The 22280-nt window shown below is 59.3% G+C and carries 17 protein-coding genes and 1 pseudogene; 7 read left to right on the top strand and 11 right to left on the bottom strand.

Annotation, left to right across the window (positions count from 1 at the left end):
• Positions 1 to 162: 162 nt before the first annotated feature.
• Positions 163 to 732 carry a HutD/Ves family protein gene (locus ACWR1S_RS02905; protein ID WP_454562358.1) on the bottom strand — a complete coding sequence of 190 codons (570 nt, stop codon included), beginning with the start codon at positions 730 to 732 and terminating at the stop codon, positions 163 to 165.
• A 9-nt stretch (positions 733 to 741) separates the two neighbouring features.
• Positions 742 to 1452, bottom strand: coding sequence for a histidine utilization repressor (hutC, locus tag ACWR1S_RS02900; RefSeq protein WP_162130175.1), 711 nt, complete (start codon positions 1450 to 1452; stop codon positions 742 to 744).
• A gap of 146 nt (positions 1453 to 1598) precedes the next feature.
• On the opposite strand from hutC, the gene ACWR1S_RS02895 reads away from it, so the two are divergent.
• On the top strand, positions 1599 to 2963 hold the full coding sequence (locus tag ACWR1S_RS02895) for a formimidoylglutamate deiminase (protein WP_454562357.1): 1365 nt from the start codon (positions 1599 to 1601) through the stop codon (positions 2961 to 2963).
• Between the two features lie 131 nt (positions 2964 to 3094).
• Here the strand turns inward: ACWR1S_RS02895 and ACWR1S_RS02890 are convergent, their stop codons facing one another.
• Both ACWR1S_RS02890 and ACWR1S_RS02885 read right to left on the bottom strand, forming a co-directional pair.
• Positions 3095 to 3664, bottom strand: coding sequence for a lipocalin family protein (locus ACWR1S_RS02890; RefSeq protein ID WP_454562356.1), 570 nt, complete (start codon positions 3662 to 3664; stop codon positions 3095 to 3097).
• A gap of 30 nt (positions 3665 to 3694) precedes the next feature.
• Positions 3695 to 3949, bottom strand: coding sequence for a lipoprotein (locus ACWR1S_RS02885; RefSeq protein ID WP_034152995.1), 255 nt, complete (start codon positions 3947 to 3949; stop codon positions 3695 to 3697).
• Between the two features lie 281 nt (positions 3950 to 4230).
• On the opposite strand from ACWR1S_RS02885, the pseudogene ACWR1S_RS02880 reads away from it, so the two are divergent.
• The 4 genes and pseudogenes from ACWR1S_RS02880 to ACWR1S_RS02865 form a co-directional block, all read left to right on the top strand.
• Positions 4231 to 5265 (top strand): annotated as a pseudogene (locus ACWR1S_RS02880) (HAMP domain-containing protein); the annotation flags it as partial.
• 93 nt (positions 5266 to 5358) lie between these two features.
• Entirely contained in the window at positions 5359 to 6123 is a 765-nt protein-coding gene (locus ACWR1S_RS02875; RefSeq protein WP_371042313.1) for a methyl-accepting chemotaxis protein, read from the top strand.
• Positions 6124 to 6333: 210 nt separating this feature from the next.
• Complete coding sequence (locus ACWR1S_RS02870; protein WP_158832480.1) at positions 6334 to 6606, top strand: type II toxin-antitoxin system Phd/YefM family antitoxin; 273 nt, start codon at positions 6334 to 6336, stop codon at positions 6604 to 6606.
• Positions 6603 to 6935, top strand: a complete 333-nt coding sequence (locus ACWR1S_RS02865; protein WP_158832482.1) for a type II toxin-antitoxin system RelE/ParE family toxin — start codon at positions 6603 to 6605, stop codon at positions 6933 to 6935. Before ACWR1S_RS02870 ends, ACWR1S_RS02865 begins: the two co-directional genes overlap by 4 nt.
• A gap of 1 nt (position 6936) precedes the next feature.
• On the opposite strand, the gene ACWR1S_RS02860 is transcribed toward ACWR1S_RS02865, so the two are convergent.
• The 5 genes from ACWR1S_RS02860 to ACWR1S_RS02840 all read right to left on the bottom strand — a co-directional run bounded on the left by ACWR1S_RS02860 (position 6937) and on the right by ACWR1S_RS02840 (position 16447).
• Complete coding sequence (locus ACWR1S_RS02860; protein ID WP_454562355.1) at positions 6937 to 7539, bottom strand: DUF924 family protein; 603 nt, start codon at positions 7537 to 7539, stop codon at positions 6937 to 6939.
• Between the two features lie 3 nt (positions 7540 to 7542).
• Positions 7543 to 8553, bottom strand: a complete 1011-nt coding sequence (locus ACWR1S_RS02855; protein ID WP_007909265.1) for a class 1 fructose-bisphosphatase — start codon at positions 8551 to 8553, stop codon at positions 7543 to 7545.
• 330 nt (positions 8554 to 8883) lie between these two features.
• Positions 8884 to 10248 (bottom strand): DUF3999 domain-containing protein, encoded by a 1365-nt coding sequence (locus ACWR1S_RS02850; RefSeq protein ID WP_454562354.1) that lies wholly within the window; start codon positions 10246 to 10248, stop codon positions 8884 to 8886.
• Positions 10245 to 13829, bottom strand: a complete 3585-nt coding sequence (locus tag ACWR1S_RS02845) for a DUF2339 domain-containing protein (RefSeq protein WP_454562353.1) — start codon at positions 13827 to 13829, stop codon at positions 10245 to 10247. The genes ACWR1S_RS02850 and ACWR1S_RS02845 overlap by 4 nt, the downstream gene beginning before the upstream one ends.
• A gap of 167 nt (positions 13830 to 13996) precedes the next feature.
• Positions 13997 to 16447, bottom strand: a complete 2451-nt coding sequence (locus ACWR1S_RS02840) for a glycogen/starch/alpha-glucan phosphorylase (RefSeq protein ID WP_454562352.1) — start codon at positions 16445 to 16447, stop codon at positions 13997 to 13999.
• A 260-nt stretch (positions 16448 to 16707) separates the two neighbouring features.
• On the opposite strand from ACWR1S_RS02840, the gene ACWR1S_RS02835 reads away from it, so the two are divergent.
• Positions 16708 to 17145, top strand: coding sequence for a YkgJ family cysteine cluster protein (locus ACWR1S_RS02835; RefSeq protein WP_038359983.1), 438 nt, complete (start codon positions 16708 to 16710; stop codon positions 17143 to 17145).
• Positions 17146 to 17484: 339 nt separating this feature from the next.
• Here ACWR1S_RS02835 and typA read toward each other — a convergent pair whose 3' ends face one another.
• Both typA and thiI read right to left on the bottom strand, forming a co-directional pair.
• Positions 17485 to 19305, bottom strand: coding sequence for a translational GTPase TypA (gene typA / locus ACWR1S_RS02830; protein WP_454562351.1), 1821 nt, complete (start codon positions 19303 to 19305; stop codon positions 17485 to 17487).
• Positions 19306 to 19444: 139 nt separating this feature from the next.
• Positions 19445 to 20899, bottom strand: coding sequence for a tRNA uracil 4-sulfurtransferase ThiI (thiI, locus tag ACWR1S_RS02825; RefSeq protein WP_137218606.1), 1455 nt, complete (start codon positions 20897 to 20899; stop codon positions 19445 to 19447).
• 329 nt (positions 20900 to 21228) lie between these two features.
• Between thiI and glnA the strand changes: the two genes are divergently transcribed.
• A partial coding sequence (gene glnA / locus ACWR1S_RS02820) for a type I glutamate--ammonia ligase (RefSeq protein ID WP_454562350.1) occupies positions 21229 to 22280 on the top strand: 1052 nt, incomplete at its 3' end.

Raw genomic sequence — 22280 nt, 5'->3', positions numbered from 1 at the left:
GGTAACAAATTGGTGCGAGGATGGAAACAGGACCTGATCGTTCCCACGCTCTGCGTGGTAACGCCGCCATGGACGCTCCGCGTCCGCTTCGATGGAGGTGACGCAGAGCGTCACGGGATGCATTCCCACGCAGAGCGTGGGAACGATCAGTGGGAGGGTTAACTAGCGCGCAGTCAGTTCGATCACGCAGCAAGCGGCATTGGTGGAGACTTCGACCAACCCGTTGTTACCGTCCAGTTGCAGACAATCATGTCGCCCCAGCTGCGAAACACTGTCACCGATCCGGACTTCCAGCAACTCACTGACACTGAACACCAGCACCGTCCCCGCCGAACTAAAGAACCGCTGCTCACCGTCCAGCCACTGCAACCGCGCGCTGTAACGCTGCGGCGCATAGATCAGATTGAAGTCGCGAATCGCGCCGCCGAGCAGCGTGCAGGAGACCTGGCTTTCACCGCTGAACGCAAACGGGTCGAGCGGTAACAGCGGCCGCGTATCGTCATCATCGACGCACAGGGTCATGCCGTCACCTTGCAACACGGTGATCACTCGCTGATAGCCAGCGAATGTCGAGAAGCCGCCCGACTCGGCGATATCGGCAATCGACAGGCGCCAGCCGAAACCGTCCAGACCGGCACCCGCATCACGGGTGATTTCTTCAGTGCTGCCGCCACCGTTTTTCCACGGCATGCGCGGGTAGCCTTCAGCGCGTAAAACCTTCAAACCATTCATTTATGCTCTCTATTTATGGAACCGTCCTTCCAGACGATGACGAGAACCGGGATGGATCAGACGAGCAGCGGTCACCGGCTGACGCCCCGACCACGTGCGGCGACGAATCAACAAGCACGGCTCGCCTTTTTCAATCTGCAACAACTTGCATTCAGAAGACTCGGCAAGGATCGCTTCGACCACATGCTCGCCTTCTGTCAGCGGCGCCACCTGGTTGAGATAGGCGTACGGCGTTTGCAGGGTGAAATCCTGCTTGAGGTATTCCGGGGCGACCAGCGCGTTGACGAAACGGTCTTCGATTTGCACCGGAATGTCGTTTTCGTAATGCACGATCAGCGAGTGGAAGACCTTCTGCCCTTCACGCATGTCCAGCGCCAGTGCGCGCTCGGAACCGGCGGCCTCTTCTTCGAGGGTGATCACCTGGCAGGTGTGGCGATGGCCACGGGAAGCGATTTCGTCGGCGATGTTGTGCACTTCGAACAGCGCGGACTGGCTCTTCGGTTCGGCGACAAACGTGCCGACGCCTTGCATGCGCACCAACAGGCCGTCAGCAGTCATCTCGCGCAGGGCGCGGTTGATGGTCATGCGGCTGAAACCGAGTTGATTGACCAACTCGCTCTCGGACGGCACGCGGTAGTGCGGCGGCCAGTTTCCGCTGTCGATCTGCTGGGTGATCATCTGTTTGACGCGGGCGTACAAGGGCGCCGGACTGTCGCCCATGTTCGCGGCCAACGGGGAGACTGGAGGCGGAGTCGGCACGGTTGATCCCTGTTCATTGGATGAAAGTGGCTAGCTTGCCGGAGTTTACCGGGCAGGCAAACGTCTGTATATGTATATACAAATAACACACGATGGGGTGCTGAACCATGTCCGCCTTCTTTGCCGAACGCGCGCTGCTGCCTAACGGATGGGCCAACAATGTACGTCTTGAGGTCAGCGCCGAGGGCTTGCTGACCCAAATCCAGACCGATTCCACTGCAGATGGTGCCGAACGACTGAGCGGGCCATTGCTGCCGGGAATGCCCAATCTGCACTCCCACGCCTTCCAGCGCGCGATGGCCGGACTGGCCGAAGTGGCCGGCAACCCGAACGACAGTTTCTGGACGTGGCGCGATCTGATGTATCGGCTCGTCGGAAAAATCAGCCCGGATCAGCTCGGCGTGATTGCCCGTCAGCTGTACATCGAAATGCTCAAGGCCGGTTACACCTCCGTCGCCGAATTTCATTACGTGCATCACGACAGCAATGGTCAGCCTTACGCCGATCCGGCTGAACTGGCGCTGCGCATCAGTCAGGCTGCTAGCGAAAGCGGTATCGGTCTGACCCTGCTGCCAGTGCTCTACAGCCACTCCGGGTTCGGCGGCCAGACGCCGAATGATGGCCAGCGCCGTTTCATCAACAGCACCGAAAACTACCTGAATCTGCAATCACGTTTGCAGCCGTTACTCGCGCAGCAAAAAGCGCAGTCGCTGGGGCTGTGCTTCCACTCGTTGCGTGCGGTGACGCCGCAGCAGATCAGCGAAGTATTGGCCGCCAGCGACAAACAATGCCCGGTGCACATCCATATCGCTGAACAGCAGAAAGAAGTCGAAGACTGCTTGAGCTGGAGCGGGCGTCGGCCGCTGCAATGGCTGTACGAAAATGCCGAAGTCGATCAGCGCTGGTGCCTGGTCCATGCGACCCACGCCAACCCGGAAGAAGTCACGCTGATGGCCAAGAGTCGCGCCATTGCCGGACTGTGTCTGACCACCGAAGCAAATCTGGGCGACGGGATTTTTCCGGCAGTGGATTTCCTCGCACAGGGCGGGCGTATGGGCATCGGTTCCGACAGCCATGTCTCGCTCAGCGTGGTGGAGGAATTGCGTTGGCTGGAATATGGTCAGCGTCTGCGCGATCAGCGGCGTAACCGTTTGTACGGTGCGGATCAGCCAATGGTCGGGCGCACGTTGTATGACGCGGCGCTGGATGGCGGTGCGCAGGCGTTGGGGCAGCCGATCGGGGCGCTGGAAGTGGGCAAGCGTGCGGACTGGATCGTGCTCGATGGCAATGATCCCTATCTAGCGACGGCCACAGGTGACGGGATTTTGAATCGCTGGTTGTTTGCCGGCGGCGATCGGCAGGTGCGCGATGTGCTGGTCAATGGCCAGTGGGTTGTACGTGATGGCCGGCATGCTGGCGAAGAAGACAGTGCGCGTGCCTTCACCCAGGTCCTGCGTGACCTCCTGGGCTGACAGCTGATCGTTCCCACGCTCTGCGTGGGAATGCAGCCCGGGACGCTCTGCGTCCCACAAGCGGACGCGGAGCGTCCATTGAGACATTCCCACGCGGAGCGTGGGAGCGATCATTGGTTTTGTGGTGTTCTTTAGTTTGAAGTCTTGGCCATCTGCCGATCCGACGCCCGCCAGATCAGTCGCGTAGTGTCATACCCCTGCTGACGCGCCTTGCTCAGCAGTTCTTCACGCACCACGCCGTTGACGGTCGGCGTGCGCGACAGCAGCCACATGTACTTGCGACTCGGGTCGCCGACGATGGCCGTCTTGTAGTCATCGCTGACGTACAGCACCCAGTATTCGCCTTTCGCTACACCCGGAATCAGGCGTGAGAACCAGGTATCGAATTCGACCCAGAGCTTGTCAGTCTTGCCCGGCACCTGTGGAGACGCCGTGCCCTTCACTTCTTCCCACTGCCATTGCGGGGTCAGGCAGCGATTGAGCACCGCGACATTGCCGTCAGGCTTGAGGGTGTAATGGGCTTCGGATTGCGCGCAATTGCGCTGGAAATACATCGGCAAACGCGCCAGCTCGTACCATGTGCCCTGATAGCGCTTGAGATTGACGCTGTTGACGGTTTTCGGCGCCAACGAGTCTACGCCGGAAGTGGCGCAGCCGGCCAGTACCAGGCCGGCAAAAAGGATCAGCAATAACCGCTTCATTTTTCTTCTCCGTGGGCGCGAAGCCCCGGTTTACTTCAGGCCTTGGCCGGAAAACATCAGCACTTTGTCACCGGCGTACTGCACGCTGATAAAGCTGTTCTTGTCGCCCCAGGTGCAACTGGACATGCCGAGCGCGCCCGAGCAATCCGTCGGTTTGCCGAGCAGGGTTTCGACTTCGGCCTTGGCCATCCCGGCCGAGAGCTTCGAATAGTTTTCCTGATTGACCTTGCTGCATGCGGCCAACAGCACGCAAAACGACAGAAGGGCGAGAGATCGCAGCGACATGGTGTAACTCCTGGAACGAGGGGGGATGGCATGGTGCCAACCAGAAGCTTAGAAGAGAAAACCCTCATCTGGTTCCGTGGGGGAATGGCTATTTATTAGCCCGCCCGTCTGGCATTTGCCGATAAATCAGACACTTTGTAGGGCTATTGAGCATTTCGTCGCCTTTCACCAAAGACGCCTAATCTTTGGCGCGCCGCGGTCGAAATAAGAGCAGCGCAAAGCCCCCGAGTGTGGCAAATTGCCGCCCTTTCTTGACCAGCCCCTTCGCGGTAGTTCATTCGATGACCAGAAACATGAAATTCAGCCACAAGATCTTGCTGGCTGCCGCCCTCGTGGTGGCCGTTGCGTTCGCCTGTTTCATTTTCTTCAACGACTATCGACAGCGCGAAGCCTTGAGCACGAGCACCGAAGCGTCGATGCAGGAACTGGGCAGCCTGACCACCAGCAACATCCAGACCTGGCTGGAAAGCCGCATTCAATTGCTGCAATCGCTGTCGCAGCAAGTGGCCGTCGACGGCAACGCCCCGGCCAGCCTGAAACGCATCATTGATCTGCCCGCCTACACCGGCAATTTCCAGCTCAGCTACTTCGGTGGTGCTGACGGCGTGATGTTCTCGGTGCCGGCCGGCAACCGCGCGCCGGATTACGATCCACGCGCACGCGGCTGGTACAAAGCCGCCAACAGCGCGCAGCAGACCATCGTTACCGAACCATACATCGCCGCATCCTCGGGCAAACTGGTGATCACCGTCGCCACGCCGGTGCAGCGTCAGGGCCAGATGCTCGGCGTCGCCGGTGCCGATATCGACCTGACCAGCGTCAGCGCGATCATCAACTCGCTGAACTTCGGCGGCCACGGCCACGCGTTCATCGTCAGCGCCGATGGCAAGATCCTGATTCACCCGAACAGCAAACTGGTGCTCAAGACCCTCGCCGAGGCCTACCCGAACGGTGCGCCGAAAGTCAGCCCGGGCCTGAAAGAAGTCGAGTTCGACGGCAAGACTCAACTGATCTCCTTCACCCACGTCAACGGCGTGCCGTCGGCTGACTGGTACGTGGCGCTGGTGCTCGATAAAGACACCGCGTTCTCGATGCTCAGCGAGTTCCGCACCTCGGCGCTGATCGCCATGGTCATTGCCGTGGTGATCATCATCGCCCTGCTCGGCATGCTCATCCGTGTGTTGATGCAGCCGCTGCTGACCATGGGCCGCGCCATGCACGACATCGCTGAAGGTGAAGGCGACCTGACCAAACGTCTGGTGATTCACGGCAACGACGAATTCGGCGCACTGGGCACTTCGTTCAACCGTTTTGTTGAGCGCATCCACACCTCGATCCGCGAAGTGTCCTCGGCCACCGGCCAGGTCAACGAAGTCGCCCTGCGCGTGGTCGCGGCGTCGAACTCGTCGATGTACAACTCCGATCAGCAAGCCACCCGCACCAACAGCGTTGCCGCGGCGATCAACCAGCTCGGTGCCGCCGCGCAGGAAATCGCCCAGAACGCCGCCCTCGCGTCGCAGCATTCCAGCGACGCGCGCAGCCTCGCGGTCGACGGTCAGCAGGTTGTGGATAAAACCATCCACGCGATGCAGCAGTTGTCGGCGAAGATCAGTGATTCGTGCGGCAACATCGAAACCTTGAACAGCAACACGGTGAACATCGGTCAGATTCTTGAAGTGATCACCAGCATTTCCCAGCAGACCAACCTGCTGGCACTCAACGCCGCAATCGAAGCGGCGCGTGCCGGTGAAGCCGGTCGTGGTTTCGCCGTGGTTGCCGATGAAGTGCGCAACCTCGCCCACCGCACTCAGGATTCGGCGCAGCAAGTGCAGAAGATGATCGAAGAGCTTCAAGTCGGCGCACGTCAGGCGGTCAGCATCATGACCGAGAGCCAGCGCGAGAGCGAAAACAGCGTCGGCATCGCCAATCAGGCTGGCGAACGTCTGGGCAGCGTGACTCAGCGAATTGGTGAGATCGACGGGATGAACCAGTCGGTGGCCACCGCGACCGAAGAGCAGACCGCCGTGGTTGAGTCGATCAATGTCGATATCAACGAGATCAACACGCTGAATCAGGAAGGCGTGGAGAACTTACAGGCAACGTTGCGCGCGTGCTCGGATCTGGAGCAGCAGGCGGCGCGGTTGAAGCAATTGGTCGGTAGTTTCCGCATTTAAGCGGTGTTGCTTCTGGCCCCTTCGCGAGCAAGCTCGGCTCCTACAATGGTTCTGTATCGTTCACAGATCCACTGTAGGAGCCGAGCTTGCTCGCGAAGGCGACATCAGCGACGTAGGAATGTGGAAATTGGAACACGTTGGTCAGCTCGCACTGACGCTGGACTGAATTAAGACTAAACTCAGTCCTGTTCAATTTGGCGGGGTTCAATCATGAAGCTTTCATCGCAAATCAAACCGATCAGTTACCTGAAAAGCCACACGGCCGAAATCGTCAAATCAATCACAGAAAGCCGCGAGCCGCTGGTAATTACGCAAAACGGTGAAGCCAAGCTAGTGGTCATGGATGTGAAAAGCTTTGAAGAGCAAGAAGGCACGATGGCCTTGTTGAAACTGTTGGCGATGGGTAATCGGGAGATTGAGGAAGGCAAGTTCAGTGATGCTGAAGATGTGTTTGCCGAACTGGATAAGGCCGATCATCAATGAGTTTAAAGGTCGTTATTCTCCAGTCTGCACAAGCAGATCTCAAAGAACTTCGCACCTACCTCGTCAGACAGTTCTCAAGCCAAATTTGGCAAAGCACTTATGCCGATCTCAAGACTGCAATCTTTGGTCTCGCAGATCTGCCTTATTCAGGATCAATCCCCGAAGAAATCGAGAAGCTCAATCTCTGCCAATACCGCCAGATTGTTTTGGGAATGAACCGGATTATTTATGAGGTGCGAGAAAAAACGGTTTTCATCCATATCATTGTCGATACGCGAAAAAGCCTGCCGGCCCTGTTGATGAAACGGCTTCTACGAGGCAACCCTTGATTTAGAACCGTGACCCAGGCTGACCGAGAAACACCATCTCCTCAGCCGTAGACTCCCGCCCCAACACCGCATTGCGATGCGGAAACCGGCCAAACCGCGCAATCACTTTCTGATGTCGCTCGGCATAATCCAGATTGTCGGCAAACACCGCCCGCTCTGACTCTGGCTGCTCAGCCACCAACTCAATAAACCTGGAAACCGCCTCGTTCTGCACCGCAAGATTCTCGCAGTGCTCAAACACCAGATAAATAAACACACGCTGGATCGGTTTCAACTGCCGATCGAAATCCGCCGCAATACCTTGGGCGACGAGTTTTTGCGCGCGCAGATCACCAGAGAATGCTTTGGGAGTATCGCGAAAGATCATTCGCGGCAGTTGATCGAGCAGTAGCACTACCGCCAACCAACCTTCGGGACGTTGCGTCCACGCGGTCAATTCGCCAGCCAGGGCCTGATCGACAAAGACCCCGAAACGCGTCTGCGCTTCGAGGTCTTGGCTGTCTCGCTTGCCGAACCACAACTTGCCCTTGTCAGCCGATATCTCGTCGGGGGATTCGGCGTGTCCGAACCACCAATCGAGCAACGGCTGCCAGGGCGCGGTCATGGTTTATTCCTTGTGGTAGGCCGTAGCGCGTGCGACTTCTTCTTTCGAACCGAGGAACACCGCTACGCGCTGGTGCAGGCCTTCCGGCTGAATGTCGAGAATGCGCTGGTGACCGTCGGTGGACGCGCCGCCCGCCTGTTCCACCAGGAACGACATCGGGTTGGCTTCGTACATCAGACGCAGTTTGCCTGGCTTGGAAGGCTCACGGCTGTCGCGCGGGTACATGAACAGACCGCCACGGGTCAGGATGCGGTGTACGTCGGCAACCATCGCCGCGACCCAACGCATGTTGTAGTTCTTTTTCAGAGGACCTTCTTCACCGGCCAGCAGCTCGCCCACGTAGCGTTGTACCGGGGCTTCCCAGTGACGCTGGTTGGACATGTTGATGGCGAATTCCTGGGTCGATTCAGGAATGGTGATGTCTTCGTGAGTCAGCACGAAGCTGCCCATTTCGCGGTCGAGGGTGAAACCTTTCACGCCGTCGCCCAAGGTCAGTACCAGCATGGTCTGCGGGCCGTAGATCGCGTAACCGGCGGCCACTTGCTGAGTGCCTGGCTGCAGGAACGCTTTTTCGTTCAGCGGCTCGTTCTGGCTCAGGTATTCGTTCGGGCAACGCAGTACCGAGAAGATGGTGCCGACCGGAGCGTTGATGTCGATGTTCGACGAGCCGTCCAGTGGGTCGAATACCAGCAGGTACGCGCCTTTCGGGTATTTGCCCGGGATCTGGTAGGCATTGTCCATTTCTTCGGACGCCATGCCGGCCAGGTGACCGCCCCATTCGTTGGCTTCGAGCAGGATCTCGTTGGAGATCACGTCGAGTTTCTTCTGCACTTCGCCTTGGACGTTTTCAGTGCCCATGCTGCCCAGCACACCACCCAGGGCGCCTTTGGACACGGCGTGGCTGATTTCTTTGCAAGCACGCGCGACCACTTCGATCAGGAAACGCAGATCGGCAGGAGTGTTATTGCTGCGGGTCTGCTCAATCAAATAGCGACTCAGGGTAACGCGGGACATGGACGGCTCCGGTGGAATGGGGGGCTAAAAACCCGCGCAGTTTACAGGGAGTCTGAAAACGTAGCGAGCGAAGACGCCCGGTAACGTGCGTTGGGGTGTAATTGCCTGCATGAGACGTGAATGTGGGTGGAGAGTTCAGGTAGCGGGTTTAGCGTAGACCGGTTCGGGACGGGTGGTGCAGGGTGCGCGCGACAGTTTGTGGATTTTTGTTGTTTGGGAAAACGCTATCGCGAGCAGGCTCACTCCTACAGTTGACGGTATTCCAACTGAGGAATGCGATCCCCTGTAGGAGTGAGCCTGCTCGCGATCGGGTGCGCAGCACCCGCCTTTTCAGGAATTGGCAGGAGGCTTGCGCAACAAGCTGAACGCCATCGCCCCAAGGAAAACCACACTCAGCATCAACACCGCCCACAAGCCGATCTTCTTCCAGTTGGTCTCAGCCACTGCCGCCGTGGTAGCCGTCGAAGTCTGCGTAACCACCGCTTCACCCTGCACCGACGCCTTCCCCAGCGCCGCCAGCTTCTCGGGTTTGAAATCCGGAATCAGCGTCGCCAACGGCAGATTCGCCGTCCTCACACTTGGATTACCCAGCGCCAGACTGTACGGCCCCTCACCGCGCGCAAGGAAAATCACCTGCGTCGCCCGCACCGCATATTTCAGACTCGGCGCCTGCTCGCCCAGACCACCGCCACGCTCATCCACCGTCAGCTTCAACTGCTGCACAGTCTGCCCGTAGAGCTGCAATTCGTTCTGCACTACATCCTGACCATTCTGGGTCAGGCGATAGAGCAAACCGCTGCTCAGCTCCTGCCACGGCAAACTGCTTTCACGACGGCCGGCCAGCGTCACCGGCGCCAGACTGTTCGGTTGTTTGATTTCGACCTGCACCCGTTCGACATTCAGCCCCATCGGTAACTGCCAGGTGTATTCCCCGGCCTTGGCGCTGCTGCCGGCCACGCCCTGCGACCAGACCAACGGCAGCGGCACATTACGCGGATCACTGCTTTTCAATTGCACTGCTGTCAGGATCGGCGCCGAATTCGGCGACTCCCACAGCAACCGCACATAACGCGCCGATAGCCCCGGCAGCGTCACCTCATGCTGCTCGATGCGCTCATCGGAAAAAGTCAGTCGGGCGACCTGACCTTCGCCCCACGGCTGCCAGTGCTGCAAGTCATCGCTGGCCTCGATACTGAAACGCTGGAAGCCGTCGCGCTCGCTGGTCCAGTCGAGGATCAGTTGCTGCAACGGCGCTTTGATCGCGCTGGCATCGAGCAGCCAGCCGCGCAGCACTTCTTCACCCGCCTCCAACTGACTGGACGGCTGCACCTCGACCAATGTGCCGTTAGTGGTCGATTGCACCCGCACGTTCGGCGCGCGTTCGCTGGCGTCAGCGGCGTTGTACAGCGGGAACCATTTCACCTCATGCAACTGGCCATCGTCGCGGGTCTGCGCCGACTCGCGCGCCAAAGCGTAGGCCTGCGCTTCGCCGGCGGCGTTGAACACGCGCAAGTCACTGAGATCGGTCTGGCGCGCCTGCAATTGCACGTTCAACGGCAACTCGAGGCGATACCACGGACCGTTGCCGCTCACCGACAGTGGCACCTGCGTGGCGAAGTCCGCCGGTTTTTCCTGGGCGCCGGCAGTTATCACCACGCCCAACGCCAGCCAAGCCAGATTCTGCATGCGACTCAAGATGAAACTCCTTCGGTGTCCGGGGCCGGTTTGTCCACCACCGGGTCAGCGTCGACGCGTTTGGGCGGCAGCGGCGCGAAGTAGCCGACCACCAGCAGCAACACGCCGACGCCGATAAACGAAACGATCCGGGCGAGGCCGCCGCGGTTGCTCAATTCGACAAAAATCAGTTTGGCCACCACCAGCGCAATCAGCGCCGCGCCGATCAGCCACACTTCGCGACGATGGCGCAGATGCCCGCCGATCATCAACCCCAGCGCCATCAGCGTCCAGACGATGGACAATCCGGCCTGCACCAGCATCGAGGCGAGCAGCGTATCCAGCTCGAACGGGATCCCGGCCCAATGGTGCGCGGCGCGGGTGACCATCGCTGTGCAGAAGGCAAACAGCGAAACACCGGCAATCAATTGCGTGCCGTAATCGGCGTAGTCCTGACGGATCGACAACTGCGAAATCGCACTGCGCGACCACACATAGACGCCGAACAATGCGAACAACAAACCCAGCTCTAATGGATTGAGCAGCGGCACGTAAGGAAGTGGCTCGGCATTACCATCGCTGACGCCATTGGCCAGCCAGAACCACGCCAGCATCAACATCGCCAGCGGCGCGGCGGCGTACAAGCGATACTCGCGCGCAAACGCCGCCACTGGCCACGGCCAGGTGCGCGGTGCCGCCGCCAGTAGTAGATAAACGCTCGGCAGAATCGCCCAACCCAGCCAACGCCAGGCATTGTATTGCTCGGATAACAACAGCAAGCCGTAACGTAATTCCAGCGCCAGCACGCCGATCAGCAGCCAGCAGCCGAGTACATGTGCCGCACTCAAGGCGCGCGCCGGCAAGGTCGGCGCCAAGCGTCGCAGACTGAAAAAATGCACGGCGAATACCGCCATCCACGCCAGCCAACCGAAATCGGCTGCCGGGTGATAACGCGCATGCCACGCCCCGAGCAGCACCAGTCCGGCAGCCGGTATCAACAAGGTGCACAGCAAACCCAGCGCCGGCCATTTCAGGCGCAGCGACAACAGCGTCCACAACGCAGCACTGAGTGCCGCGACCAACAGCAGCAACGTGCCTTGCAGATTCGGAGCAGCAAAACGCAGCACCTCGCTGACCCACGCCAATGCCCACCAACCGGCGCCCCACACCAGCAACACTTCGGACAAGCGCTGCAAGCTCAATGTATCGAATGCCGAGGCGTGATTGCCCAGTTGCAGGCGCCACGCGCCGATCATCGCCGCCAGCCCCAGTACCAGCGGTGTCCAGAATCCGCCGTGGGCCAACGGCTTCAACCCTTCGCCGGACAGCGGCCCAAGCAACTCGGGGCCAGCCAGCAAAAACGCCGCGCCGCCGATCACCTGCAACAACAAACCGAAGACAAAACTCACGCGCTGCTTGAGGTACAGGCTCAACCAGATAATCAGCAAACCACTCGCGGCCCACACCGCACTCGCCGTTTGCCACGGCAGCACGAACAACACCGCCAGATTGATCAACACCAGACCGGCCAACAGCACCACCGACAAACCGCGCAGCAGACGCACATCACCGCGCACCATTTCATCGCGGGCCGCCAACAGCATGCCGGCGATCAACGCCAGACCGATTAGCGAAGCACTGAGCAAACCGCTCCAGCCGGCGCTGAACACTGCGGCGGAGTCTTCTCCGGCACCTTGCAGACGTAGCAGGAACAACGCGCCACCGAGCAGCTGCACGGCAAATGCGCTGAACAGGAACGTACGCGATTGAATCCGCAGACCGACAAACAGAGTCGCCAACCCGGCCAGCGCCCAACTGATTGCCGTGGCCTGCACGAAGAAGAACAGCGGCGCCAGCAGATAGAGGAAGGTCAGGCCCAGAGACGCCAACACCGGCAAACCCTGGCGTTCCCAAGGCGCGGCTTGTTCCGGCGCGGCCTTGCGCAATTGATCGAAACTGAACAGCAGGGCAATGCCCAGCATCAGCGCGCCCAGCGGAGCACCGTCAAGCAGACTGCTCTCGCCAAGCCGCAACTGACTGAGGAACGCCAGCGCGGAGCCGAGTTGTAGCAGCAAGGCAAAGGCCCGGGCAAACGGCCGATGCTGACGCAAACCGAGCCAGAAAATCCCCGCACCTTCCACCGCCCACGCTGCCGACGTCCAACGCGCATCCAGCCCCAACGGAATGGCCAGACTGGCAAAAATCACCCCGAGCGCCAGACAGGTTTCACCCAGCAGCACCGCGCGCCCGCCCATCAACACCTTGGCCAGCGCCATGTAGATCATGCCCAGCGCCAGTGCGCTGAACGCAGCGGCAAACTCCAGATGCTGCACCAGCGCAAACTGCAAACCGAAGCCAATAATCGGCGGACCGAACAGCATCGTTCCGTCGACGTAATCGCCTTTGCGCGCAGACCAGTGCAGTAACGCATCACGGTCACCCTCTGCCGGCGCATCTGGCATATCGAGCAACTTGCGCCGGGCGAACAGCAGACCGATGGCGAGGTACATCAGGAAGAACAGAATCAGAAACGGCTCGGTGCTCCACAGCAGCTCCGGCGCATACGAACGCAGGCCCCAGGCGAAACCGATGCCGAAGGTGCCGACGAAGCCGATCAGGTTGAGCAAACGCCAGGCCTTGAACCAGGCGATGGCGAGAATGCCGGCGTTGAGCAGCGCGAAATAACTGAACAGCGCGACGTGGTTGCCAGCGCCGGTCGAGGTCAGGATCGGCGCGGCGAAACCGCCCAGCGCGGCCGCTGCGGCAAGCCCCAAGGCGTCTTGGGTAATGGCGAGAATCGCCGAGAAAATCGTGACCGCCACCAGCAGGCCGAGCGCAGCGGAAGGATCAAGCAAAGGATGCAGACGCATCGCCGCAAACACCGTCAGGTACAGCACCGCGATCCCGGTGCCTTGCAGCATCAACGCGTAATTGCTGTTGCGCCGCCGCAGCCACCAACCCAACGCGAGCAAGCCCAACGCGGCCGCCGCGACACCGGCGTAACGCAACTCGATCGGCACGACCATGCCTTCGGTGGCGTAGCGCAGCAGGAACGCCAGACCGAAGAACAGCAACACCACACCGACCCGCAGTACGGTGTTGCCGCCGAACAGCCAGTTGCGCGCGGCGCTGATGCCGCGTTCGATGAGATTCGGGCCACGGGGTTCAGCGGCTTTTTGCGGTTCGGACGTAACGGCGTCGAGGCGCCAGACATCAGCGGGCAGCGGTTGGCTGGGTTCGCTGGCGACGGCGGACATCGGTTCGAGTTCGGGTGGCAGTTCCCAGACCAGTTCGGGGGCCGGGGCTTCTTCGGCGGCTTTGATAGATTCGACGACAGGCTCGGTAACCGGCGCCGAACTCGGTGGTGGCGCGGCATGAATGGGCGCGCCTTCCAGTAAAAACAGACGTTGCTCGACGCCCTGCAAAGCGACCTTCGCCTGCTCAAATTGACGTTGCTGCTCCATCGCCTGCGAGCCAAGTCGCGTGATGCGGATCGTCTGCCCGATCACCAGCCCCAGCAACGCGCCCAACAGCGCATCACTGAACGATTCGTCGAGCAGCCAGCCGAGCACCAGCCCGATCAACATGAACATCCATTGCATGGTCGATATCCCTAAGCGCAAAGGCCAATCCGGGAAGATTAGCGCAGCCTGACCCAAAAAGATCGCAGCCTTCGGCAGCTCCTACAGGGTTATGCGAACACCTGTGTAGGAGCTGCCGAAGGCTGCGATCTTTTCCGGCACGCGATTATATCGAGCCGAAAGGAAAGTTACTCCAACGCTTTCCAGATCTCCGTGGCGTACTCGCGAATCGTCCGGTCCGAGGAGAACCAGCCCATCCGAGCGGTATTGAGCACTGCCGAGCGCCACCAGTTGTTGGAATCGTGCCAATGCGCTTCAACGCGTTTCTGCGCTTCCCAATACGAGTCGAAGTCAGCACAGACCAGGAAGCGGTCGTAATCCACCAGCGAATCGATCAGCCCGGTGTAGCGCGAAGTGTCATCCGGCGAGAACACCCCGCCGCGAATCGCTTGCAGCACATCGTTCAAACGATGCGACGCGGCAATGTCCGGCAACGCGCTGAACTCGTGGTTCTGTTTACGCGCCTCGACCTGCTGGGCGCTGAGGCCGAAGATGAACATGTGTTCGGCACCGATGCGTTCGCACATCTCGACGTTGGCGCCGTCCAGCGTGCCGATGGTCAGCGCGCCGTTGAGACCGAACTTCATGTTACTGGTGCCCGACGCCTCGAACCCGGCAGTGGAAATCTGCTCGGACAAGTCCGCCGCCGGAATGATGCTTTCCGCCAGGCTGACGTTGTAGTTTGGCAGGAACACCACTTTCAGCAGGCCACGCACGGTCGGGTCGTTATTCACCACCCGCGCGATGTCGTTGGTCAGCTTGATGATCAGTTTGGCCTGGTGATAACTCGCCGCGGCTTTACCGGCGAAGATTTTCACCCTCGGCACCCAGTCGACTTCCGGCTCGGCGCGAATCGCCTGATACAGCGCCACGGTGTGCAACAGGTTGAGCAACTGACGTTTGTATTCGTGGATCCGCTTGACCTGCACATCGAACATCGCCGCCGGATTGACCGCGATGCCCAGCCGTTCGTGAATCAGATAGGCCAAAGCTTTTTTGCTGTGCAGGCGTTGCTCGGCGAAGGCTTTGCGGAACGCGGTTTTCTCGGCGAAAGGCTCGAGATCGAGCAGTCGCTCTTCGGGGTTATCGAGCAAGTCCGGGCCAAGCGCATCGACCAGCATCGAAGTCAGTTCAGAGTTGGCCTGATACAGCCAGCGGCGGAAGGTAATGCCGTTGGTTTTGTTGTTGATTCGCTCCGGATACAACTTGTGCAGTTCGGCGAACACGGTTTTGCGCATCAACTGCGTGTGCAGCCCGGACACGCCATTGACGCTGTGCGAACCGAGGAAAGCGAGGTTGCCCATGCGCACCCGGCGACCGTTGTCTTCTTCGATCAGCGACACCGCACGCAGCACGTCGAAATCGTGAATGCCCTTGGCCCGCAGCGAATCGATGTGCTGGGCGTTGATCAGGTAAATGATCTGCATGTGGCGCGGCAGCATGCGTTCCATCAAGCCGACCGGCCAGGTTTCCAGCGCCTCCGGCAGCAGCGTGTGGTTGGTGTACGACAGGGTGTCGACAGTGACTTGCCATGCCGCATCCCACGCGACGTCGTAGACGTCGACCAGTTGGCGCATCAGTTCGGCGACGGCAATTGAAGGGTGCGTGTCGTTGAGCTGGATCGCCGCGTGATCGCCCAGGGTCAGCACTGAGCTGTGCATGTTGCGATGGCGGCGCAGCAGATCCTGCAGTGAGGCGGCAACGAAGAAGTATTCCTGGCGCAGGCGTAGCTCCTGCCCCGCTTCGGTGCTGTCCGCCGGGTAAAGCACGCGGGAGATACTTTCCGCGCGGGCGACTTCGGCGACGGCGCCCAAGTGGTCACCGGCGTTAAAGCGTTCCAGATGCAAATCTTCCATGGCGCGGGCACGCCACAGGCGCAAGGTGTTGACGCTCGCCCCGCGCCAGCCGACCACGGGCGTGTCGTAGGCAATCGCGCGGACGGTCTCTGCCGGCGACCAGACTTGTTTGGATTTGCCGCTGACATCAGTGACGGTTTCGACACTGCCGCCGAAGCCGATGGAGTAGACGACCTCTGGCCGCTCGAACTCCCACGGGTTGCCGAAATCCAGCCAGTGTTCGGTCTGTTCTTGCTGCCAGCCATCGACGATGGCCTGGCGGAACAAGCCATGCTCATAACGAATGCCGTAACCGTGGCCGGCGATGCCGAGGGTCGACATGCTTTCCATAAAGCACGCTGCCAGACGACCGAGGCCGCCGTTGCCGAGCGCCGCGTCGGGCTCCAGCAAGCGGATGCGCTCCAGATCGACACCGAGTTCAGTCAGCGCTTCACGGGCGACGTCGAGCAGGCCAAGGTTGCTCAGGCTGTCGTAGAGCAAACGGCCGATGAGAAATTCCAGCGAGAGGTAATACACCCGCTTCTGGCCTTTGCGATAGATCTGCCGGGTGTGGTCCATCCAGTGCTCGACCATGTGATCACGCGCCGCCAAAGCGATGGCTTCGAACCAGTCATGGTCGAATGCGTGGTCGGGGTCTTTGCCCACCGCGTAGGTGAGTTTGGTCAGGACGGCGTCGCGGAATGCGGCCACCTCTGCTTCGCGAACTAGTGGTTCTTGAGTCATCAATAGGACCTCGAGCGAGCGGGGAATTGTCTGAGCCTAGACGGTCTGACCGGCGGTAGCGGCTCTGGTTCGGCAGTTTTTCCCGGGACTGCGAGATAGCCCGGCATTACCTTGGCGAGTGAGCTAATGAATGCAGGGGCCGTGCCGAATTGTCCGGCAATGTGCCTGCACGCAGAAAAATTCTGGCGAAAGGTTGTTCAAAAATCCACCAGTCCCGGTATGATCGCGCGCCCTGATGCATACACACCTGGTAACTCCCGATGATGAAGCCCAACCTGATTGCCGCCGCCGAGATCGATCGTCTCGATACGTGGGCAAAATACTCAGCCCCGATGTGCGGTTCCTGCGTGTCCAGCTGCTGCACGCTGCCGGTTGAGGTGAAGATCAAGGATCTGGTGCGTATCGGCGTGGTCGACGAGTTCGAACTGGGCGATCCGCCAAAGAACATCGCCAAGCGTCTGCAAAAGGAAGGCCTGGTTGAACGCTTCAATCAGAAGTCCGGCATCTTCACCCTGCAGCGCATGAGCAACAACGATTGCTACTACCTGGATCGTAAGAGCCGCTTGTGCACCATTTATGACAAGCGCCCGGATACCTGCCGCAATCACCCGAAGATCGGGCCGCGTCCGGGGTATTGCGCGTATAAGCCGAAGGAAGTGGTGCGCGAGCAGAATTTCCGCGCGATTGAGAAATTTTAAACGCTTACCCTCATCGGAACGCCGCCCGCCCAGCCCTCTCCCGGAGGGAGAGGGAGCCGACCGAGGTGTCTTGCGCCTGACATCGACCTGAAAAATATAGTCGATTATAGATTCGGTACAGCCCCACCAAATCGATTATGGATTCAGCAGAATTCTTTCAAGTCGATGCATCTCATGAACATCCCCCATTCAGTCCCCTCTCCCTACGGGCGGTCCGACGTTTCGGGAGGGCTAGGGTGAGGGGCTCTTGATCTTCAAGACCCAACCTGCATTTCCCCCAGACAAACAAAAACGCCCCCGGTCTCGCGACCGGGGGCGTTTTTTCAAGCTCGGGCTAAATTACGCCTTGGCTTTCTTGGCAGCGCGGGTACGCTCGCTTTCGTCCAGGATCTTCTTGCGAAGACGGATGGACTTAGGAGTGACTTCGCACAGCTCGTCTTCCTGGATGTATTCCAGAGCCTGTTCCAGAGTGAACTTCACTGGTGGAACCAGAGCGATGGTTTCGTCTTTACCCGAAGCACGCATGTTGTCGAGCTTCTTGCCTTTGGTTGGGTTTACACCCAGGTCGTTGTCGCGGCTGTTCTGACCAACGATTTGACCGTTGTAGATCTCCTGGCCGTGTTCTACGAACAGCTTGCCACGAGCCTGCAGGGTTTCCAGCGAGTAGGTCAGTGCCTTGCCGGTTTCAACCGAAACCAGAACGCCGTTCTGACGGCCGGACATGTGGCCCGACTTGACGGTGTCGTAGCGATCGAAGATCGAGGTCAGGATGCCAGCACCGTTGGTCAGGGTCAGGAACTGGTTACGGAAACCGATCAGACCGCGAGCAGGGATGTTGTATTCCAGGCGAACACGGCCCTTGCCATCCGGCACCATGTTGCTCAGGTCGCCTTTACGCAGACCCATCTCTTCCATGACCTTGCCCTGAGCTTCTTCAGGGATGTCGATGGTCACGTTTTCGAACGGTTCTTGTTTAACGCCGTTCACTTCACGAATGATCACTTCAGGACGGCCCAGGGCCAGCTCGAAGCCTTCGCGACGCATGGTTTCGATCAGTACCGAGAGGTGCAACTCACCACGGCCGGAAACCTTGAACTTGTCAGCGGTGTCGCCTTCTTCAACGCGCAGAGCAACGTTGTACAGCAGCTCTTTGTCCAGACGGTCCTTGATGTTACGGGACGTCACGAACTTGCCTTCTTTACCGCAGAATGGCGAGTCGTTTACCTGGAAGGTCATCGAAACGGTTGGCTCGTCAACGGTCAGAGGCTTCATCGCCTCGACGGTGTCCGGGTGGCACAGGGTGTCGGAGATGAACAGCGAGTCCATACCGCTGATGCAAACGATATCGCCTGCTGCAGCTTCTTCAACGTCGATGCGGTGCAGACCGTGGTGACCCATCAGTTTCAGGATACGGCCGTTACGGCGCTTGCCGTCAGCACCGATCGCCACAACCGGGGTGTTCGGCTTGACGCGGCCACGAGCGATACGGCCAACGCCGATAACACCCAGGAAGCTGTTGTAGTCCAGAGCGGAGATCTGCATCTGGAACGCGCCATCACGGTCAACAGCCGGAGGCGGAACGTGGTCGACTACCGCTTGGTACAGCGGGGTCATGTCTTCAGCCATGGCGGTGTGATCCAGACCGGCAATGCCGTTCAGGGCCGAGGCGTAAACAACCTGGAAGTCCAGTTGCTCTTCGGTAGCACCGAGGTTGTCGAACAGGTCGAAGATCTGGTCCAGAACCCAGTCCGGACGCGCGCCTGGACGGTCAACCTTGTTGATCACCACGATTGGACGCAGGCCGGCTTCGAAAGCCTTCTTGGTCACGAAACGGGTTTGCGGCATAGGGCCGTCTTGAGCGTCAACCAGCAGCAGAACGGAGTCAACCATCGACATTACGCGTTCAACTTCGCCGCCGAAGTCGGCGTGGCCCGGGGTGTCCACGATGTTGATGTGGTAGCCGTTCCAGTTGATGGCGGTGTTTTTCGCCAGAATGGTAATACCGCGCTCTTTTTCCTGGTCGTTGGAGTCCATCACGCGCTCGTCGTTGAGCTCGTTGCGCTCCAGAGTGCCGGATTGACGCAGGAGTTTGTCTACCAGGGTGGTTTTACCATGGTCAACGTGGGCAATGATGGCGATGTTGCGTAGATTTTCGATCACTTGTGTATCTCGATCAGAGGATTCGGTTTGCTGACAAGTCTTGGCAGCGATTAGCAGTAGTGTCCGGCATGGCCGTTACAGCTTGACGGCGGTGTCGGGGGGCCGGTGACGCAGGCCACAGGCAAACAGCCCCGGGCACTTAGCTCGGTCGATAAACGCGCACATTGGCATGCCCCTCACTGAGCAAATGGTGAGCATGCAGGCGACTCATCACGCCTTTGTCGCAATACAGCAGGTACTGGCGAGTCGGATCCAGCTCCTTGAAACGAGCGTTCACTGCGTAGAACGGCATCGTCTGTACTTCTACGCCAGCGAGTTCCAGCGGCTCATCCTCGGCGGCATCCGGGTGACGGATGTCGATCACGATCTGGCCGGCCAGTGCTTCGCTGACTTCTTCAATCTGTACGTCCTGGCCCAATTCGTCGATCACCCGATCGATCGGCACCAGTTTGGCGTTTTCGAGCGCACGCTCGAGGACTGCCATGTCGAATTCTTTCTCTTCGTGCTCAACGCGACCGCGTTTGGCGGCGGTCTTCGGATTGACCGAAATGACCCCGCAGTATTCCGGCATGTGCCGGGCGAAATCGGCGGTGCCAATCTCGTTGGCCGTGTCGATGATGTCCTGCTTGTGCGCCACGATCAGCGGACGCAGGACCAGCTTGTCGGTCACGCAGTCGATCACCGACAGGTTCGGCAGCGTCTGGCTCGACACCTGGGAGATCGCCTCGCCAGTGACCAGCGCTTCGATCTGCAGGCGATCGGCGATGTTGGAGGCCGCGCGCAACATCATACGCTTCAATACGACGCCCATATGACTGTTATCGACTTTGCCGAGAATTTCGCCCAACACTTCTTCGAACGGAACACTGACAAATAGCACGCGTTGCGAGCTGCCGTACTTCTTCCAGATGAAATGCGCGACTTCCATCACGCCCAATTCGTGGGCACGACCGCCCAGATTGAAGAAGCAGAAGTGCGTCATCAGGCCGCGACGAATGATCTGATAGGCCGCAACGGTCGAGTCAAAGCCGCCGGACATCAATACCAGCGTCTGCTCCAGGGCGCCGAGCGGGTAGCCGCCGATGCCGTTGTGCTGGCTGTGGATGACGAACAACCGTTTGTCGCGAACTTCGATACGAACTTCGATTTCCGGCGCTTTCAGGTCGATCCCGGCAGCACCGCACTCACGGCGCAGTTTGCTGCCGACGTATTTTTCGACGTCCATCGAGCTGAAGGTGTGCTTGCCGGCACGCTTGCAACGCACCGAAAAGATCTTCCCGGCCAGCGCATCGCCGTAGTGCTCTTTGCACTTCTCGGTGATGTCGTCGAAGTCGCCCAACGGGTATTCGTCGATCTGCAGAAAATGCGCAATGCCCGGCATGCAGGTCAGGCGCTCACCCATCTCTTTCAAGGCTTTGGCGTCGGTAACGCGGGTTTCCAGCTCGAGATTGTCCCACACACCGTTCACCACCACGGCCGGGTCCAGATCGCGGAGCACGGTGCGGATGTTCTTGGCCAACTGGCGGATAAATTTCGTCCGGACAGGTCGGCTTTTGATGGTGATCTCGGGGAAGACTTTTACGATTAGTTTCATGAAAACAGCGCGCGAACGGCCAGCCGAAAAAGGGGGGCGCGGATTATAGCGGAAATTGCTCAAGGTTTAACCAGTTAATGTGCAGAAGGTTTTGCGCGCACCAAAACGGGTCATTTTTGATTCAAGACGCTACATTAGAGGGCGAGATTTTCCGCATTCAGGCGCTTTGCACCTTAATAAGCGTGAAATTGGGGCAAAAAACCCATGCTGGGGCACTGGCATGCAATTTGCTCCCTTGTGAGGCAGGTTGCCTTGGCCGAGTATTCGCGCCGGCATCACCCAAATTCTAAGGGCATCCACTACCAAGCCCGAAGCCACCCGGAGGACATATGTCGAAGACGGTTCAACTCATCAAAGATCATGACGTCAAGTGGATTGATCTGCGCTTCACGGACACCAAAGGCACTCAGCACCACGTGACCATGCCGGCTCGCGATGCGCTGGATGAAGACTTCTTCGAAGTCGGCAAGATGTTCGACGGTTCCTCCATCGCTGGCTGGAAAGGCATCGAAGCCTCCGACATGATCCTGATGCCGGTTGACGAAACTGCTGTTCTCGACCCGTTCACCGAAGACGCCACCCTGATTCTGGTGTGCGACATCATCGAACCTTCGAGCATGCAAGGCTACGACCGCGATCCACGTGCGATCGCCAAGCGCGCCGAAGAACACCTGAAAGCCACCGGTATCGGTGACACCGTGTTCGCCGGTCCAGAGCCAGAATTCTTCATCTTTGACTCGGTGAAATTCAAGTCGGACATCTCCGGCTCGATGTTCAAGATCTACTCCGAGCAAGGTTCGTGGATGTCCGACCAGGACATCGAAGGCGGCAACAAGGGTCACCGTCCAGGCGTCAAAGGCGGCTACTTCCCGGTGCCACCGTTCGACCACGACCACGAAATCCGTACCTCCATGTGCAACGCACTGGAAGAAATGGGCCTGACCGTCGAAGTTCACCACCACGAAGTGGCGACTGCCGGTCAGAACGAAATCGGCGTCAAGTTCAACACCCTGGTGAAGAAAGCCGACGAAACCCAAACCCTGAAGTACGTTGTGCACAACGTTGCTGACGCTTACGGCCGCACCGCGACCTTCATGCCGAAGCCACTGTACGGCGACAACGGTTCGGGCATGCACGTCCACATGTCGATCTGGAAAGACGGCAAAAACACCTTCGCCGGTGAAGGCTATGCCGGCCTGTCCGATACCGCTCTGTACTTCATCGGCGGCATCATCAAGCACGGTAAGGCCCTGAACGGCTTCACCAACCCGGCGACCAACTCGTACAAGCGTCTGGTACCAGGCTTCGAAGCGCCAGTCATGCTGGCCTACTCGGCTCGCAACCGTTCCGCTTCGATCCGTATTCCTTACGTGTCGAGCCC

The organism is Pseudomonas sp. AIG (assembly GCF_977020205.1).
The sequence above is the reverse complement of the archived record's forward strand: the minus strand, read 5'-3'. Positions and strand labels throughout refer to the sequence as shown.